Source organism: Tenacibaculum aquaeponti, assembly GCF_052084715.1.
Taxonomy (GTDB): domain Bacteria; phylum Bacteroidota; class Bacteroidia; order Flavobacteriales; family Flavobacteriaceae; genus Polaribacter.
The window spans coordinates 2,165,945-2,183,505 of sequence record NZ_CP197288.1; the positions used below are offsets into that span (position 1 = coordinate 2,165,945).

The 17,561-nt window shown below is 29.7% G+C and carries 17 protein-coding genes; 4 read left to right on the forward strand and 13 right to left on the reverse strand.

From position 1 onward, the window contains the following. Nucleotides 1-41: 41 nt before the first annotated feature. Entirely contained in the window at nt 42-1,400 is a 1,359-nt protein-coding gene (gene rseP / locus ACSIGC_RS09720) for an RIP metalloprotease RseP (RefSeq protein WP_442264630.1), read from the reverse strand. 157 nt (nt 1,401-1,557) lie between these two features. Between rseP and ACSIGC_RS09725 the strand changes: the two genes are divergently transcribed. Further along, nucleotides 1,558-2,232, forward strand: a complete 675-nt coding sequence (locus tag ACSIGC_RS09725; protein WP_442264631.1) for an SCO family protein — start codon at nt 1,558-1,560, stop codon at nt 2,230-2,232. A gap of 2 nt (nt 2,233-2,234) precedes the next feature. Here ACSIGC_RS09725 and ACSIGC_RS09730 read toward each other — a convergent pair whose 3' ends face one another. From ACSIGC_RS09730 to ACSIGC_RS09765, 8 genes are all read right to left on the reverse strand, one after another. Continuing rightward, a complete protein-coding gene (locus ACSIGC_RS09730; protein ID WP_442264632.1) occupies nt 2,235-2,582 on the reverse strand; it encodes an SdpI family protein in 348 nt (115 codons plus the stop codon). A gap of 4 nt (nt 2,583-2,586) precedes the next feature. Further along, entirely contained in the window at nt 2,587-3,456 is an 870-nt protein-coding gene (locus ACSIGC_RS09735) for an acyl-CoA thioesterase (protein ID WP_442264633.1), read from the reverse strand. Nucleotides 3,457-3,487: 31 nt separating this feature from the next. After that, nucleotides 3,488-4,687: a GNAT family N-acetyltransferase gene (locus ACSIGC_RS09740; RefSeq protein ID WP_442264634.1), complete on the reverse strand. Its 1,200-nt coding sequence runs from the start codon at nt 4,685-4,687 to the stop codon at nt 3,488-3,490. A gap of 146 nt (nt 4,688-4,833) precedes the next feature. Beyond that, on the reverse strand, nt 4,834-5,088 hold the full coding sequence (locus tag ACSIGC_RS09745) for a SemiSWEET family sugar transporter (RefSeq protein ID WP_442264635.1): 255 nt from the start codon (nt 5,086-5,088) through the stop codon (nt 4,834-4,836). An 88-nt stretch (nt 5,089-5,176) separates the two neighbouring features. Beyond that, on the reverse strand, nt 5,177-5,710 hold the full coding sequence (locus tag ACSIGC_RS09750; RefSeq protein WP_442264636.1) for a YceI family protein: 534 nt from the start codon (nt 5,708-5,710) through the stop codon (nt 5,177-5,179). A 171-nt stretch (nt 5,711-5,881) separates the two neighbouring features. Then, the gene (leuS, locus tag ACSIGC_RS09755; protein WP_442264637.1) at nt 5,882-8,704 is read right to left on the reverse strand and encodes a leucine--tRNA ligase; all 2,823 of its coding nucleotides are present in this window, start codon (nt 8,702-8,704) and stop codon (nt 5,882-5,884) included. 174 nt (nt 8,705-8,878) lie between these two features. Beyond that, a complete protein-coding gene (locus tag ACSIGC_RS09760; RefSeq protein WP_442264638.1) occupies nt 8,879-9,298 on the reverse strand; it encodes a hypothetical protein in 420 nt (139 codons plus the stop codon). 119 nt (nt 9,299-9,417) lie between these two features. Continuing rightward, complete coding sequence (locus ACSIGC_RS09765) at nt 9,418-10,578, reverse strand: LytR/AlgR family response regulator transcription factor (RefSeq protein WP_442264639.1); 1,161 nt, start codon at nt 10,576-10,578, stop codon at nt 9,418-9,420. Nucleotides 10,579-10,705: 127 nt separating this feature from the next. Between ACSIGC_RS09765 and ACSIGC_RS09770 the strand changes: the two genes are divergently transcribed. The 3 genes from ACSIGC_RS09770 to ACSIGC_RS09780 are packed head-to-tail and all read left to right on the forward strand — an operon-like array spanning nt 10,706 to nt 12,573. Beyond that, nucleotides 10,706-11,131: an OB-fold protein gene (locus ACSIGC_RS09770; protein WP_442264640.1), complete on the forward strand. Its 426-nt coding sequence runs from the start codon at nt 10,706-10,708 to the stop codon at nt 11,129-11,131. Then, nucleotides 11,124-11,669, forward strand: a complete 546-nt coding sequence (locus ACSIGC_RS09775) for a YceI family protein (RefSeq protein ID WP_442264641.1) — start codon at nt 11,124-11,126, stop codon at nt 11,667-11,669. The genes ACSIGC_RS09770 and ACSIGC_RS09775 overlap by 8 nt, the downstream gene beginning before the upstream one ends. Continuing rightward, nucleotides 11,656-12,573: a DUF5777 family beta-barrel protein gene (locus ACSIGC_RS09780; RefSeq protein ID WP_442264642.1), complete on the forward strand. Its 918-nt coding sequence runs from the start codon at nt 11,656-11,658 to the stop codon at nt 12,571-12,573. Before ACSIGC_RS09775 ends, ACSIGC_RS09780 begins: the two co-directional genes overlap by 14 nt. 91 nt (nt 12,574-12,664) lie before the next feature. On the opposite strand, the gene ACSIGC_RS09785 is transcribed toward ACSIGC_RS09780, so the two are convergent. The 4 genes from ACSIGC_RS09785 to ACSIGC_RS09800 form a co-directional block, all read right to left on the reverse strand. Further along, complete coding sequence (locus ACSIGC_RS09785; protein ID WP_442264643.1) at nt 12,665-13,207, reverse strand: porin family protein; 543 nt, start codon at nt 13,205-13,207, stop codon at nt 12,665-12,667. Nucleotides 13,208-13,320: 113 nt separating this feature from the next. Continuing rightward, nucleotides 13,321-13,863 carry a DUF2911 domain-containing protein gene (locus ACSIGC_RS09790; protein WP_442264644.1) on the reverse strand — a complete coding sequence of 181 codons (543 nt, stop codon included), beginning with the start codon at nt 13,861-13,863 and terminating at the stop codon, nt 13,321-13,323. An 85-nt stretch (nt 13,864-13,948) separates the two neighbouring features. Further along, nucleotides 13,949-15,190, reverse strand: a complete 1,242-nt coding sequence (locus tag ACSIGC_RS09795; protein WP_442264645.1) for a PepSY-associated TM helix domain-containing protein — start codon at nt 15,188-15,190, stop codon at nt 13,949-13,951. Nucleotides 15,191-15,192: 2 nt separating this feature from the next. After that, nucleotides 15,193-17,550, reverse strand: coding sequence for a TonB-dependent receptor (locus ACSIGC_RS09800; RefSeq protein ID WP_442264646.1), 2,358 nt, complete (start codon nt 17,548-17,550; stop codon nt 15,193-15,195). Nucleotides 17,551-17,561 lie beyond the last annotated feature (11 nt).

Sequence of the window (17,561 nt, forward strand, 5' to 3'; positions counted from 1 at the left end):
TTAAAAGTAAAGACAGCTACATAATTAAGTTTGGACGAATTTTATTTCGTCCAACTACTTATTAAACGCACAACATCATTTCCATTAGCAAAGATTAAAAGAGCTAATAATATAACGAAACCTAATAATTGTGCATATTCTAAAAACTTATCACCAGGTTTTTTTCCTGTAATCATTTCCCACAAAGTAAATACTACATGTCCACCATCTAAAGCAGGAATAGGTAATAAATTCATAAAACCTAACATAATTGATAAAAAGGCTGTAATATTCCAGAAGGCTTGAGTACTCCATTCAGCTGGAAAAATACTTCCAATAGAGATAAATCCTCCTAAACCTTTATAAGCTCCTGTACTTGGATTAAATATTTTTTTAAGTTGTTTTATATACCCCGTTAAAGTACTCCATGATTTATTTAAACCTGCTGGTATTGCTTCTGTGAAGGAATAAGTCTTAGTTTCTAAACTATAATATCCTAATCTTTCTAAATCTTTTAATGGTAATTGAGCTAAACCTACACCTAATTTCCCTTCATCATTAACCTGAACTTCTATAGTTTTTTTCTCTTCACCACGTTTTACTTCTATTGTTGTTTTAGTACCTTTTAATTTGGCAAAAATATCTTTACCTTCATCAAAATACTTAATAGGAGTTCCTCCAATAGTTATTATAATATCTTTAGGCTGTAAACCAGAATTTTTATTTGCAGATTTATCACTAATTGAAGAAATAACAAAAGGATATCTAGGTAAAATAAAACTCCCTGCATCTCTATCTCTATCTACCAACATAGAAATAAAATTCACAGGAACTTCTTTTTCAATTTTTTCTCCGTTTCGTTCAATTACAAAACGTTCTCCATTGATTAACTCAATAGGTATTTGATTGAATTTATTTATTTTTACTCCATCAACAGAAATTACTTTATCTCCTGTTTTTAAAGCCAAACTTTCAGCCAATTGATCTTGAACCCAAAGTCCATCTACTACATTTTCATTTGGCAAATATTTTTCCCCATAAGCCCACATTAAACAGATATAAATTAAAATTCCTAAAATGAAATTCACAATTACACCTCCTAACATAATAATAAGTCTTTGCCAAGCTGGTTTTGAACGAAATTCCCATGGTTGTGGTTCTCCTTTCATTTGTTCAGTATCCATACTTTCATCAATCATTCCAGCAATTTTAACATAACCTCCTAAAGGAATCCACCCAATCCCATATACAGTTTCTCCTACTTTCTTTTTAAATAAGGAAAATTTATAATCGAAAAACAAATAAAACTTTTCTACTTTGGTTTTAAATAGTTTAGCAGGTATAAAATGTCCTAATTCATGAAGAACAATAAGTAATGATAAACTTAAAATAAACTGTGATGCTTTTATAAATATTTCCATAAATGGTTTGTAGTGTCTTTTCTATAAAATTTAACAAATGTACACTTTTAAGTAGAGTTCTAAAAATTCGGCTTTTCTTCTTTCATATGTTTTAACAAAGATTTTAGGATTCCCTTTTTTTAAGCTGTATTTTTGCATTATAATTACGCTACTTATAATGAATGTTGCTTTTTTTAAAAAATCGAAATACACTTTTATTTTTCTTATTTTCTTTTCTATAATTGTTTTACCTTGCTATTATTTCTTAGTTAAAGTTGATCAAAAGCTACCTATTTACAACCCTGCTGATATAAATCCGAAATTAGTTGATAAATCAATCCGTATGTTTACTAAAAATCATACAATATCAGATTTTGAGCTAATCAATCAAAACGGAGAAAAAATTACTCAAGAAAACTATAAAGGGAAAATTTATGTAGCAGATTTCTTTTTTGCCACTTGTAAAGGAATTTGTATTCCAATGGCAACTAATATGGTTGAATTACAAGAGTATTTTAAAAATGATGATGATATTCGTTTTTTATCACATTCTGTTACTCCTAAAAAAGATTCTGTTCCTGCTTTAAAAGCATATAGTAGACGTATGGGAATTATCGATAAAAAATGGAATGTAGTTACTGGCGACAAAAAACATATTTACGAATTAGCAAGAAAAAGTTATTGTGCTGTTTTAGATGAAGGTGACGGTGGTGAACAAGATTTTATACATACTGAAAATTTCGTCTTAATTGATAAAGAAAAAAGAATTCGAGGTATATACGACGGAACAAAGTTTGAAAACATCAAGAAAATTATTGATGATATTTTATTATTGAAAGAAGAGTATAAATAAAATTATTTTTTAAGTTTTTTACCTTCTTTATCAAAAAATTTATTTAATTCTTGTTCTGTTTTAACCACAGAGACAGCTAAACACAATACTAATAAAACCATAGGTTGCCAACTTAATTCAGGATTGATAAACACTAACGCTATGGCTCCTAAAAAGGAAATTCCTGAGTATAACAAAAACTGTTTATTAAAATAACCATTAGCAAAATCCCAAATCTTTTGATTCTGCATGGTTCGAAAAGTTCGATAACCATAAAAAGAATTAATTTTCTTTGGAGGAAAAAAATGAAAAATTAAACTAAATAGGAATAATAATCCATTTACTGACAATACATATAAAAAAGGACTCATAATTTTATTTCTTTCTTGCTGGTCTCATTAAACCTTCTTGTGCTACAGAAGCTACTAATTTTCCATCTCTTGTATAAATATTTCCACAAGCAAACCCTCTAGCTCCAAAAGAGTTCGGGCTTTCAACTGAAAACAACATCCAATCACTAAAATCGAAATCACGATAAAACCACATAGAGTGATCTAAACTCGCCATCTGTGTATTTCCGAAATGTGCTTTACTTGCATTTGGATATAAGCAAGCTGTTAAAATATTATAATCTGATATATAAGTTAATATTTGTTGTTTTTGTGCTAAACTTAAATTTTTAGAATCTCCTTTTAATTTAAACCATACATCAACAACTGGTGGTAAATCTTTTTGATCGAAAGGGTTTACTACTTGAACTGGTTTAAACTCTATTGGCCTTTCTATACTTAAAAAAGCTTTCATTTTTTTAGGAAGAAAATCACCAAACTGATCTAACATATCTGTCCAACTTAACAAATCTTCAGGTTGTTTCATCTCTTTCTTTATTGGCATTTGGTGTTCGTAACCTTCTTCTCTTTTATGAAAAGAACACGCCAAAATAAAAATGGTTTTATCACCTTGATGTGCAGTAACTCTTCTGGTTGAAAAACTTCCACCATCTCGAATAGTTTGCACATTATATATAATAGGTAGTTCTAAATTCCCTGGTTCTAAAAAATAAGAATGTAAAGAGTGTAAAATTCTTTTAGCATCTACTGTTCGAGTAGCTGCATTTAAAGATTGTGCTAAAACTTGTCCTCCAAATACATTTGGACTGCCAATATCTTTACTTATTCCACTAAAATTATTATCTCCTTGATCTTCAAGTGTAAGAATATTTACGAGTTCTGTAGTATTCTTCATAAGGTTGATTTATTAGTTAAAAGTACTCTTTTTAGTTTGGCTTAACAAGGTTTTTGGCTTTAAAAGGGTGCTTTTGTTGAAAAGGAGTAGGTTGAATTTTATCTATAAAATATTTTAAAATCTTATTTGGGATACTATTTTTATGTCTGAAATAAATCGTTAAATCCTGAGGTTCTGCTCCTACCGAACTTTTTATTTCACTTGCTGTTCTTCCGAAATTAATTTGAGATAATTTATGATAAATTGCTATAGAAATATAATCGTATAACATTCTTTGATATATAGCAAACTCTCTATTGTAAGTATAATCTATACCTACAAAATGTGCATCTAAATTTAGTTGATTAATAATACCAGATAAAAAACCTATTAATTTACCATTTAACAAATACCCTTTTATAATATAATTTTGCTGTAAATTTTCTTTTAAAGCCTTGTAAGAATACAAATTAAACACTCCTAAATTAAACCCAGCTTTAGATGATACGTTTTTATATAGCTTTGATAAATCTTCCAAATAAATATTGATATTATATTCGTTAATATCTATAGTTTTCAAAGTAAAACTGCGCTCCATAGCTTTTTTAGCTTTTACTCTAAATTTAGTTTTCATTGCTCCTAAATAATCATTAAAATCAGACCAATCTTTATCTATCTGCATTAACATATTTGGTTCTACATTGAAAGAATGATAATTATATTCTAGTAATTCATCACTAATAAATAAAGACTCTTTTACAAAATCCTTTAGCATAAAACCATGAATTCTATAATTAAAATGAGCTTTGTCATTTACTAACTGCAAAACAGATTTTGAAATTTGTTTAATTACTTTTTGTTTATTTTGTCCTTCCTTAATAAATATTCCATGTTCCCCACTGACAAAAGTATTTCCGCAGGTTAATATTTTTAAAGGTTTTCGATCGGAAATTAAATGAAGTTTTCTTCCTATTTTTTTAATTTTATCTACGATACTTTGTAATTCATTTTGAACATTCTCTAAATAAAAATTCACTACTTGAATTGTAGCAAAAGCAATAGGATTGTAATGATCATCAAATAAAACAACATACCAAAAATCAATTTTTTTGTGATGGTTAGCAATCGCTGATAAATAGCTAGGATTAAAATATAAATTACCTGTACAGTTAAGTTCTTTCCAGATATTATCTGGAATATCTTCTACCGTTCGATAATAATTTGCGTTATGTACTTTTTTGCAAAATTTCAATAAAGGTGTAGTTATGTATGGAAAATGAAAATACTAAAAAAGTTTAAAAATCTTTTATTTTACTCCTCTTAATACTATAATTCTCAAAATAAATAAGATCATTAAAAACCCTTTTCTCTTTTAAATATAATCTTAAATTATATTCATTACTTAAATTTTAATTTCATTACAATAAGTAAAAATGCAGAAACACCAGTAATAGTATTCGCTAAAATAATAGGTAAACTATTTAAATATATTCCATAAACTAACCAACAAACTATCCCTGTAAAGAATATTGTATACATACTAAGAGACAAACCTTCTGTAGATTTTGTCTTCCAAGTTTTATAAACTTGTGGTAAAAAAGATGCGGTTGTTAGAAAAGCTGCCAAATAACCTAATATCTCGTGAAAATCCATAAACTCAATCTCTAAAAAAAGAGCAAAAATAAGAATAACATTCTTGAAAAGTTATATAAAATATTCACAAAAGATGATAAAAAAGGAGTTATTTAACTGCTAAAAAGTTCACGTTAGTAACCACTTTTCTAGACAATAAAAAACTACTCTTACCAACTTTATAATCTAGCCTATCTATAGTAAAATCTGATTTAATACTAATCTTATTTCCATTTTCTGAGACTATTAAAGGTAACGTTACAGATTTAATAGTTCCTTTAATATTTAAATCTGCCTTGAGATTATATAAGTTAATAGCTACTTTCTCTATCTCTGTAGATTTTAAAGTAATAGTTGGATGATTTTTCACATCAAAATAATCTTTTGATAAAATTTTATCTCGATATGAATTATTGGTGTCAAATGAATTTACATCTATTGTTGCATTTAAAAAACTAGATTCTAAATCATTCTGATTAAAATTACCATCAATATCCACTTTTGTGAATAAAGCATCTACATAAGAACCAAAATACTTTATTTTAAATACAACTGTAGTTTTTGATACATCTTGAGTTAGCTTTTGTGAGTGAATCTGGAAGGCACTCAAGAAAACAAACATAATGGGGATTAATTTTTTCATCTTGTAAACCTTTTAAATTAAGCCTATTAACAAACATCAAAAAACTTAATAAATTAGTCAATAAGATAGTGATTTTTCAACAAAAAACCAATTTCCAAGAAAGAAAACTACAAAAACATATAGATAAATGGATATTTACTAAAGCTTAGCAAACATCCATTTATAGTAAAATTATCCTACAATATTGATAATCTTTCCAGGTACTATAATCACCTTTTTAGGTGTACGACCTTGTAATTGTTCTTGTGTTTTTTCGTGAGCCATTACTGTTTTTTCAATATCTTCTTTCGACATGTCTAATGGTAAATTAAGCTTGAAACGCATTTTCCCATTGAAAGAAATTGGATATTCTTTTTCAGACTCTACTAAGTGTTTTTCATCAAACTGAGGGAAAACTGCAAAAGCAATAGAATTTTCATGCCCTAATTTACTCCATAATTCTTCTGCGATATGTGGCGCATAAGGAGAAACTAAGATTAATAACTCTTCTAAAATTGCTTTGTTATTACATTTTTGAGCAGTGAACTCATTAACCGCAATCATGAATGTAGAAACCGAAGTATTAAAAGAGAAATTCTCAATATCTTCTTCTACTTTCTTAATTGTTTTATGTAATGTTTTTAAGTTGTCTTTAGTTGGTTCTCCTTCTGAAACTTCGAAGTTTTCTCCGTTATGGAATAACTTCCAAAGTTTCTTTAAGAAAGAATATACTCCAGAAATACCAGAAGTTTTCCAAGGTTTAAATTGCTCTAAAGGTCCTAAGAACATTTCAAATAAACGTAAGCTATCTGCTCCGTATTCCTCACAAATATCATCTGGATTTACAACGTTAAACCAACGTTTAGACATTTTTTCAACTTCACGACCTACAATATATTTTCCGTCCTCTAACTCAAATTCAGCATCTGCATATTGTGGTTGCCAATTCTTTAACCCTTCTAAATCTAACTCATCTGAAGAATTAATTAATTTCACATCTACACGTAATTCCTGTAATTCATCAACTTTATAATTGTCTTTAAGACCTAAAGACACGTATTTGTTTGTTCCAGCAACTCTGTATACGATAGCAGAAGTTCCTAAGATCATTCCTTGGTTGATTAACTTCTTCGCAAACTCATCCATAGGAACTAAACCTAAATCGAATAAGAACTTTTGCCAAAAACGTGCATATAATAAATGTCCTGTTGCATGCTCAGAACCACCGATATATAAATCTACTTCTTTCCAATACTCAACTGCTGCTGCGCTCACAAATTCACCATCGTTTGTAGCATCCATGTAACGGTTGAAATACCAAGAACTTCCTGCCCAACCTGGCATCGTATTTAGTTCTAATGGAAATACTGTTTCATTATTTATTTTATCATTTGAAACAACTGTATTTGTAGTTGTGTCCCAAGCCCAAACATCAGCATTTCCTAATGGTGGTTTACCGTCTTCTGTTGGCAAATACTTTTCAACTTCTGGTAAAACAATAGGTAAATGTTGCTTTTCAATCATTTGAGGCATTCCGTCTTTGTAATATACTGGGAATGGTTCTCCCCAATAACGTTGACGACTAAATACTGCATCACGTAAACGATAGTTTATTTTTCCGTAACCAAATCCACGTTGTTCCATTTCATAGATTACAGTTTTCATCGCTTTCTTATATGGTAAACCATTTAAGAAATCAGAATTCGCAATAACAGACTTTTCTTTATCTGCAAAAGCTTCTTCAGAAATATCTACACCTTCAAAAATATTTGGAATCTCTAAATCGAAATGTTTTGCAAAATCGTAATCACGTTGATCACCACAAGGAACTGCCATTACAGCACCAGTTCCGTAGCTTGCTAATACATAATCACCAATCCAAATTGGCACTTTTTTTCCAGAGAATGGATGAATTGCATATGCTCCTGTAAAAACTCCAGAAATTGTTTTTACATCAGCCATACGATCTCTCTCTGAACGCTTTGCTGTAGCTTCTACATAAGTTTCTACTGCTTCACGTTGTGTATCAGTAGTAATTTTTGCTACCAATTCATGTTCTGGAGCTAACGTCATAAAACTTACTCCGTAAATCGTATCAGGACGTGTAGTAAACACATCAATATTTGCATCGTGTCCATCAACTTTAAAAGAAACCATTGCTCCTTGCGAACGACCAATCCAGTTGGTTTGAATATCTTTTAATGGCTGTGGCCAATCAATTCCATTTAATCCGTCTAATAAACGTTGTGCATACGCAGAAATTCGCATCGACCATTGTGTCATTTTTTTACGAACAACAGGATGACCTCCACGTTCAGAAACTCCATTTACAATTTCATCATTTGCTAAAACTGTTCCTAAAGCTGGACACCAGTTTACTTCTGTATCAGATAAAAATGTTAAACGGTATTGTAATAAAATTTCTTGTTGTTTTGTTGAAGAAAAACCGTTCCACTCGTCAGCAGTGAACGTAATGATATCTTCATCACAAACTGCATTTACAGTTGCATTTCCTTCAGCTTCGAACTTTGCAATTAATGTACTTACGTCTTCTGCTTTATCTGAATCTTTATTATACCAAGAATTGAACAATTGGATAAAAATCCACTGTGTCCATTTATAATATTCTGGGTTTGATGTACGAACTTCACGAGACCAATCGAATGAAAATCCGATTTTATCTAACTGTCCGCGGTATGTTTTAATATTAGTTTCTGTAGTTATTGCAGGATGTTGACCTGTTTGAATTGCATACTGCTCTGCTGGTAATCCAAAAGAATCGTAACCTTGTGGGTGCAATACATTAAATCCTTTATGACGTTTGTAACGTGCATAAATATCACTTGCGATATATCCCAATGGATGTCCAACATGTAATCCTGCTCCAGATGGGTAAGGAAACATATCTAACACATAATATTTTGGCTTATCGGAAGTGTTACTCGCTTTAAAAGTTTGGTTTTTTGCCCAAAACTCTTGCCACTTTTTTTCGATCTCTTGGTGATTGTATTGCATTCTTTAATTTTATTCCTGTCATTAAAAAAACGACGTAATTTAAGCTGCAAATTTACGGTAATTTCAGGATTATAAAAGTTTTAGCTAAAGCAATTCAAAGATAAATTTAAGATATAAAAAAAGGACAGTGCTGGGTAGGCACTATCCTAGATAATAGAATATAAAAAACTTGGTTTAATTTAAACAATTCTCGTAATCTGAATTTTGTTTATACAGTGTACTATTTAACTCTCCGTTTTCATCGTATAGCTCCACAATATTATTGTTACAACTTAATTGAACATCATACGTTTTAACATTACCGAAGTTCAAATCAATAGTTAACTTAGTTCCTGTTGGAAAATAATCATTTGTAGCCGGTATGGGTTGAGAAAACTCTCCATTTTCTCCGTAAAAAGTTTCACGTTTCCCTTCTTTGAATGCATACATTACTCGGTCTTCAAAACCTTTAAGCAACCAATTTCCATCCTCTAAAATTTCAATCTTATTTTCTATAGTTAAGGTTTCTGGAGTTTGATCTTCAGCTTTACTACAACTAAATAAAAAGAACACTAATGCTAACGCACTTAAGGTTTGTTGAATTAATTTTTTCATGGTTTTTTCGATTTTCAATTATATCCCAAATAACTTTAAAACCTAATAAACAAGAAGTATTAAACTTTGTGAGCGGTTAAAAAAAGAGGTTAAAGCGGAAAAAAAAGCATTGAAACATTTTACATATTCAACCATTGTTTAAACTCTGCTGCTTTATTTTTACTAATAATAATTTCTTCGTTAGTATTAGAGTTTAAAACAATTTTTAATTGACTTTTACCATACTTTATAATCTTATCAATAGCAGATATACTTATTATATATTGTCTGTTAGCTCTAAAAAATAATGTTGGATCGAAGTTGGTATACATGTCATCTAAACTTGCATTAGATGTAGATTTCTTTCCATCAAAATTTACAACGTAAGTAATTGTATTTTCTGTATATACATATGCTATTTCGTTTATTAATACTGGTACTAATTCATTTCGCATATACGTTAAGATTCTTTTTCTGTTTGGTTCACTTATCTCAACTTCACTTGATTCTGAAACAGTTTCTTCTTTTTCTACTATTTGAGTAGCGAGTTCGGCAGCTATTTTAGCTTCTATTTCTAAATCTTTCTCTTTTTTCTCTTTATAATTTACCAAATCGGTATTCAATTTAGATAAATTAATAACTTCAGACTCTAAAGAAGTATACTTCTCTTCTAATTGTTTTTCATATTTACTTCCTATAATTCGAACAGCTACTGATGATAAAACAATAACTAATATTCCCATTAGTAAGAAAATCATATAAAAATTACGCTTTAATCTTTGTAATTGTTTATCGATACTACTTACGTTCACATTAGCTGCGATTAATAAATCGGTACTTTTTACTGGAACTGTATGAATAACCTCTACATTTTCCTCATTGCTTTTTGAAGTTCTATTAGCAACTAAAATATCATATAGATCTTCTGAGTTATTTTTCTCTTTAAGTGATTGTAGTAAATTTGAGTTCGATTTTTCTATCTCTCCTAGCTTCGTTTTATCGGGATAACACACTTTTTTTCCAGACCAATCTATAACAGAAACAAACCAAGCATTAGAATTTGTCCCTAAAATAGTCGCTTGTAAATTTTCTAGAACTGCTTCTTTATTCAAATTATTTACCAATTGAAAATCTACAATACTAGCAATTTCATTTGCCTCTCTTTTACTTGTTTCAACTTGTACTTCTATTAGTTGGTTAGCACTTGTTTTTATAAAGTACTTTGCTGCAATAACAGATATAATTAAGAAAACAACTGTAATTGATAAAACTGTAAATAGATATAATTTGTCTTTTTTCATTTGGTCTTATATAAAATGATCAATAATCATTTTTCCCTTTTCATGGTTCTATTTTCCTTTTCACCCAAAATTATTCTAAATTAATTAAAATTATTAGTTTACTTTGATAGAAATTAAATATAGCTCCATGGCTAAAAAATATAGCTTCTTTTTTAAAAGTATTTTTTTTGTAGTCTTAGGTTATTTTACCTATCAAGTTATATTATTTAGCAAAAGTGTTAAAAATACTGAATCGGAATTTACAATCTCAGCTACTAAGCTTTTAACTGAATTTGAGCAAAACGAAAAACAATCCGATAAAAAGTATACCAATAAAATTATTACAATTTATGGCACCGTAAAAAACATTTCTCATTTAAATAATAGACGAACAATTATTCTGAACAGTAATAACACTTCGAGTATTATTTGTGATTTAGATGATAAAGAAACAATCGACACAAACACTATAAAAATAAATCAACAATTGTACATAAAAGGAATTTGTAAAGGATATTTAAAAGATGTTATTCTTTTAAATTGCTTTTTAGACACAAACAAAAACCATGAATAAACTACGACTTTTAGTAATTCTTTCCTTTTTTAAGGTAGGAGATATTTTAGGACAACAATTTATTGCTCGGCAAGGTCAGGTTACCTTTTTTTCATATGCTTCTGTAGAAAATATTGAAGCTAAAAACAATCAGGTTTTAAGTATTCTTGACTTTGATAAAAAAGAAATAGCAGCGACCATGCTAATGCGAGCATTTGTTTTTAAAAAAGATTTAATGCACGAGCATTTTAATGAAAGTTATATTGAATCTGATATTTTTCCGAAAGCAACCTTTGAAGGTACTCTTTTAGAAGGCCTTGAGAATGCCGCCCCGAAAACACAATTAATTAAAGGAAAGGTTACCATTCATGGAATTACCAAAGAAATTGAAATAAAAACAACAATTCAAAAAACAACCGATAGTTATAACCTTACTGGTGAGTTTAACTTACCTGTAAAAGATTTCAATATAAAGATACCACCTATTTTATCAAATAACATTGCTAAAATCGTACTTGTAAAATTTAACTTCCAATATTTACCTTATGAGAATAATTAAATCATCATTCACATTTGTTACAGCATTACTTTTGGGTTACACTAGTTATGCTCAAGGACTTTTGGATAAGTTAGATAAAGAATATCCTAATGTACCTGTTTATGAAATCGCAACTTTTAAAACTACCCGAATCGGTTTATCACACTCTATAGAAACACGAAAACAAGGAGCTCTTGAAATTTCTATGTTTAATCGATTTTGGAATAGAAAACAAGGAGAAACTCAAGGGTTTTTAGCAGATGAAGTTAACATTCGTTTAGGATTAGATTACGCGATAACAGACAAATTAACTCTTGGTGCTGGTTATGGCACTTATGATAAAATTACTGATGGATTTATAAAATATCGTTTTTTAAGACAGCAAAAAAACTCTAAAAAAAGTCCATTTAGTATGGTTTTTTACCAAGAAATATCATCAAGACAAATGAAATCTGATGGTATAATGAACCCTTTTTATGGAAACAATAATACAGAAACTAATGAAAGAATGTTTGGTTTTACTAGCCAATTAATTATTGCTAGAAAGTTTAACCCTAAATTTTCAGCACAAATAAGCCCAACTTTCATTACTCGTAATAAAAACTTTATTCAAGATCAATCTAAAAATCAATTTGCTTTAGGTATGGGGGCTAGGTATAAAGTTGGTCAGCATGTTTCTATTGTTTCTGAATATTATACCGTATTTAACCCAGTAAAATCTGTAGATACTTATAGTCCTTTTATGATTGGAGTAAATTGGGAGTTAAGTCATTTATTATTACAATTTCATATGACCAACACAAGGAATTTTGCTAAAGATGCATTTATTCCTCAAACTACTAATAATTTTAATTTTCATGATGGAAATTTTCATTTTGGATTTAATGCAACATTCATTTTACATTTAAGTAAGAATAAACTTTAAAGAAAAAAAACATCATCTAAAAACGATATTTTTTAGATGATGTTTTTTTTTAAGCTAACAAGAATTAGAGCTTATAATCATTCTAATGATTTTAGAATTGATACCCTAAAGATAATTGAAATGCTCCATTTTTAACATCAGGATTCTCTTGAACAGTTGTAATTCCTAATGTATATCTTGTTTGAAAAAAGATACCGTTATTAAAATTATAACCAACTCCGAAATTTAATCCAAAATCAAAATCTTCAACATTTGTATCTACTATAGTACCATCACTTCTCTTTAATTCATCATCAATTAAAAAAGAAACTTGAGGACCTGCTTCTATAGCTAACCCCTGAAACACATAATACTTAGCCATTACAGGTAAAGAAATATAACTTGTTTTAAAATCACGTTGAGATCCACTTGTTCCTAATTGAGTAAATAGTAATTCTGGTTGAACCGAAAATTTATCTACTATCTTTAATTCTGCAATCCCTCCAATGTGGAAACCGGTTTTACTGTCTACATCTAAATTATCTCCTCTAAGTGTTGAGAAATTAACACCTCCTTTAACACCAAAATTTATAGACTGAGCATCAACACATAATAAACTAACAGTAAACAAAGCAATTGTAAAAATTTTTTTCATAATAAATAATAGTTAATGTTTTTATACTGAATCGATATTTTACAACTACTATGCCAAAAAAAGCCTTTTAAAAATTTAAAAGGCTTTTTAAAAGTGATTCTTTTAATAATATTTTATCCTTTGACAGGTACAGACACAATAGTAGTCCCCCATCCTAAGTGCATATTTGCATCACCATCTTTTCCATCGAAAACAATAGAAAAAGCTTCTACAGAAGAATTAGATTTAGAGACTTTTCCTGTAACTCTAACAACATCTTCGTTTTGCTTATAGAAATAAGCTCCCCAAACATTTTTCGCTGTACTTAAAATAAATGTCCATTCTTTTTCTCCTGGTATTGTAAAAAGAGAATATGTTCCTGCTTTAACTGACTTACCACCAAAAGTTACATCTTTATAAAATGTAATTTCAGCAGCTTCATTAGCTCCTGTTCTCCACACTTTACCTATAGGAGCTAATTTCGCTAAAGATCTACCTTTTAACTGTGGACGACTGTAAATTACTTTTACTAATTTATTAGCCACCTTATAACTATCAGGATAAGTAGCAGCATCCATCGGACTCTTATCTAACTTTGGAAATTTTTGTGCGAAAACTTCATTAGAAAACACTAAAGCTAAAGCAAACACAACAATTGATAAAATAGATTTTTTCATGATTGATTGTTTTAAATTATAATTTAAGGGTTCGTCCTATAATTTATAAAACCTTACACCCAACTTTATTAAAATTTTGTGAAAATCATGATTTTACAGAAATCAAACCACTTTTTAAAACTCCTAAAAACCAGATAATTAAAAAACTTATTCCAAATAAAGGAAAAATTACTCCTAAAAGTAGTATCATAATAACTAAACCATAACTTTGTTTAAAACTCTTTGGTGATTTAGGCATAATCAATTTTCCTTTTTGTTTTCTAAATACATAAGAGAAAATTGCCGCAGTACTCATTAAAGTTAGTAGCACAGCTATAGCAAACATTAAATACCAATTCCATCCTCCAAACTCTCCTTGATGAAAAGCCATTAACCACATTCTAGCTTTCATTAACACTCCAACATCACTCCAACTATGAGACTTAACTAGTTCACCAGAATATTGATCGAAGTGCATCATTTTTTGTTCAGCAAGCGGAAACGTTTTATTTGTAACTGAGAATGTACTTTTGGTTGATTTTGGCAAACCTATTGTAATTTCACCCGGTAAATTTTGTGCATTTGCAATGCTGATCATCTCATCTAAAGACAATCTTTTTTCTCTTATTTTTGATGTTAATCCACGACCACTCCACGTTTTTGGATATCCAGTATTTGTCCATTGTTGAACTTTCTTAAAATTCCCTCCAAAAACATCTGTCCAAGGAAAACCTCCAGCTAAAACAATCAATAATAAAATAGAAATCCAGAAACCAGTAACTGCATGTAAATCTCTAAAAAGAATTCTCTTTCCTTCTTTTAATCGCACTGTGAAAACACCTTTAATTCCTCTTACAAAAGGAAACCAAATGTATAAACCTGATAAAATTAAAACAACCATCCAACTTGCAATAAGCTCAACTACTTTCGTTCCTACTTTTCCTCCAAGAAGTTCACCATGTAACTTTCTTACGGAATACATCCAAGTATCTTTCGCTTGAAAAGTACCCGAAAGTTCTCCTGAATATGGATTAATATATACGGATTGTTTTCCTCCAAATCTTCCGGCTATAAATTCGGTACTTAAATCACCATCATCAAGAACTACTGAATTTAATTTTCTTTTAGAGTTTTTCTGAGCGATCTCCCATTGTTGATCATAACTTAATCGTTCACTTTTTTCTTCTGGAATTAATTTTTGTATTCCTTGAATAACTTCGTTTTCTACATCTGATTTGAACAGGTAGATTCCACCGGTAATTGATAAAACAATTACAAACGGCAAGGAAATGACACCTGCAATGAAGTGCCATTTCCATAACCATTGATTTAATTTTCTATTTTTCATTTTTAAAAGTTATACTTCACTCCAAAATGAAAAGCTCTAGGGTTGCCGATACTATAGCTATTTTCTCTTCTCCAGATATTATAGCTAGCTCGCACAGCATATAATTCATCAAAAATATTTAGTGCTTGTCCCCAGAATTCAAAATCATAAAACTTAAAACTTCCTCTGAAGTTAAACACATGATGTCCATCGTAAGTTGATGTTCCTAAAATATCATTTCCTACAGTATCAACCCCAACAACTACCTGATTCTCAAAGCTTGTATTATAACTTCCAACTTGCTCATGTTCTAATGTTAATGTTAAATTATTTAACGGCTTATAAGTAATATTAGACATCGATAAGTAATTTGGTGCCGTTTGCATATCTGTATTTGAATAATCTACATCATTATCGAAAAACGAAATGTATTTATGGGTTGCATAACTTCCGCTATAATTCATAGAAAGATTTTCTAAAAGTTGGTATTTAAAGCCAAATTCTACACCTTGCGATCTTGTTTTACCTGCATTTAACTGAACAAAATTACCTGATACATCTCTTAGAGAAATTAATCGATCTGTTCCATCTAATCTGTATACAGCTACATCTACTTTTAATTTCGATGGGATTGTAAAATAACCACCAACTTCGTAGTTATTGAACTTCGCTGGTTTTAAATCGAAAATTGTAGCGCCTGTACTGCTATTTTTACTATTTCTGAATAATGTTGATGTTTGTGGTGGTGTAAATCCTTTTGAGTAATTGCTATAAAAACCTAAGTTTTTATTCACGTTGTAGTTTAACCCAAATTTTGGTGCTACACTGCTATAATTTACTTTAGTATCTACAACTCCTGCTTGACTTTCAATTAAATTATTATAATCGTAACTAAACTCATCGAAACGAACAGCTGCTGTAACTTTTAAAGCTTCAACTGGTGAAATTTCGAACTGTGCATATCCTGCATAATTAAAAATATCAGCATTATAATTTAAAATGTAATCTCCAGAATTTATTGTAAAATCAATATTCTTTCCTGTTTGTGTATCTACAACTACATTTACAGTTTCTGCTACATAATCTTGCGGTGAAAAATCTGCTGTAGCTCCTACTACCAAAGAAGCATCTTTAAAATTGAAATCTAATTTATGTTGAACTAAACCTACATAACTTCTAAATTGATTTGAATTAATTTCACCTGAACCTGTTCCTGTTAATTGTCCCATGTTTCTATCTTGGCGAACTCGATACGATGGAAGTTGATTCATGATGTTGTTTCTGTAAATAAAGTTTACAGAAGTTTTATTACGATCGTTCCAAACTTTCTCTAAAGTAGATCTAAAACGTAATGCTTGTGCTTCACGTTCAGTAAATGTTTGATCACTTTCGTAATTCCCAGCTAAAAAGTTTTGTTCAGAAATAGAACCAGTCATGTCTGACCTGTAATCGATAAAACTTACCGAATTTATCCAACGTAAAGTTTCAGAGAAATTATTTTCGTTCTTAAATGTGATGGCAAATTTCTCATAATCTGAATGCCCAACAGGACCATTATTTCTTTGAATATAATGTCCACCAACATAAAATCCGTATTTCTCATTTGCTGTTGCAGAAGCTTCTGCCTCGTATCTCTTAATTCCAAGATCGTTTCCTTGGATACTTACAGAACCTCCAAAATCTTTTCTAGGTGATTTTGTAATAAAATTAAAACTTCCACCGATAGCTTCACTTCCGTAAATACTAGAAGCTGGACCTTTTAAAACTTCTACTTTTTCGAAAGTGGTATTGTTCATTTCCAATAATGCATTGTGATTAAACACAGCTACAGGACGAATTGGTAATCCGTCTTCAACATATAAGAATAAAGATCTTGTTGAAATAGGAGAACGAACTGCCATAAAATGTTGCTCGTTACTCGCTGCTTTTGAAGAACTCATAAAAACTCCAGGAACTTGATTTACTAATTGTTCAATTCCGAAAGCTTTTGTTTCTTCAATTTGCTTACTTGTTAATACTCCAATAGAAGCAGGAACTTCTTTTCTTTGCTGAATTTCTCTACTTGCCGAAACGATAATTTCATCTAGATTTTGAAGATTTTCTTGTAAAATAATTGTGTTAAATTCTGATGATAATTTTACAGTTTTAGTAACAAAACCAACCATCGAAATTTTCACTCGATTATCACTAAGTTTAATCATAAATCCACCTTCAAAATCTGTAGCTACACCTCTTTTTGAGTTTTTTACTGAGATTACTGAAGCTCCAAAAATTGGATTTTGATTTGCGTCTACTACTTTTCCTTTATATACTTTTTGTGCTGAAATATTTGCGCAAGCTAATATTAATCCTAAAACTAGGATTATTACTTTAGTATTCATTTTAATATTAT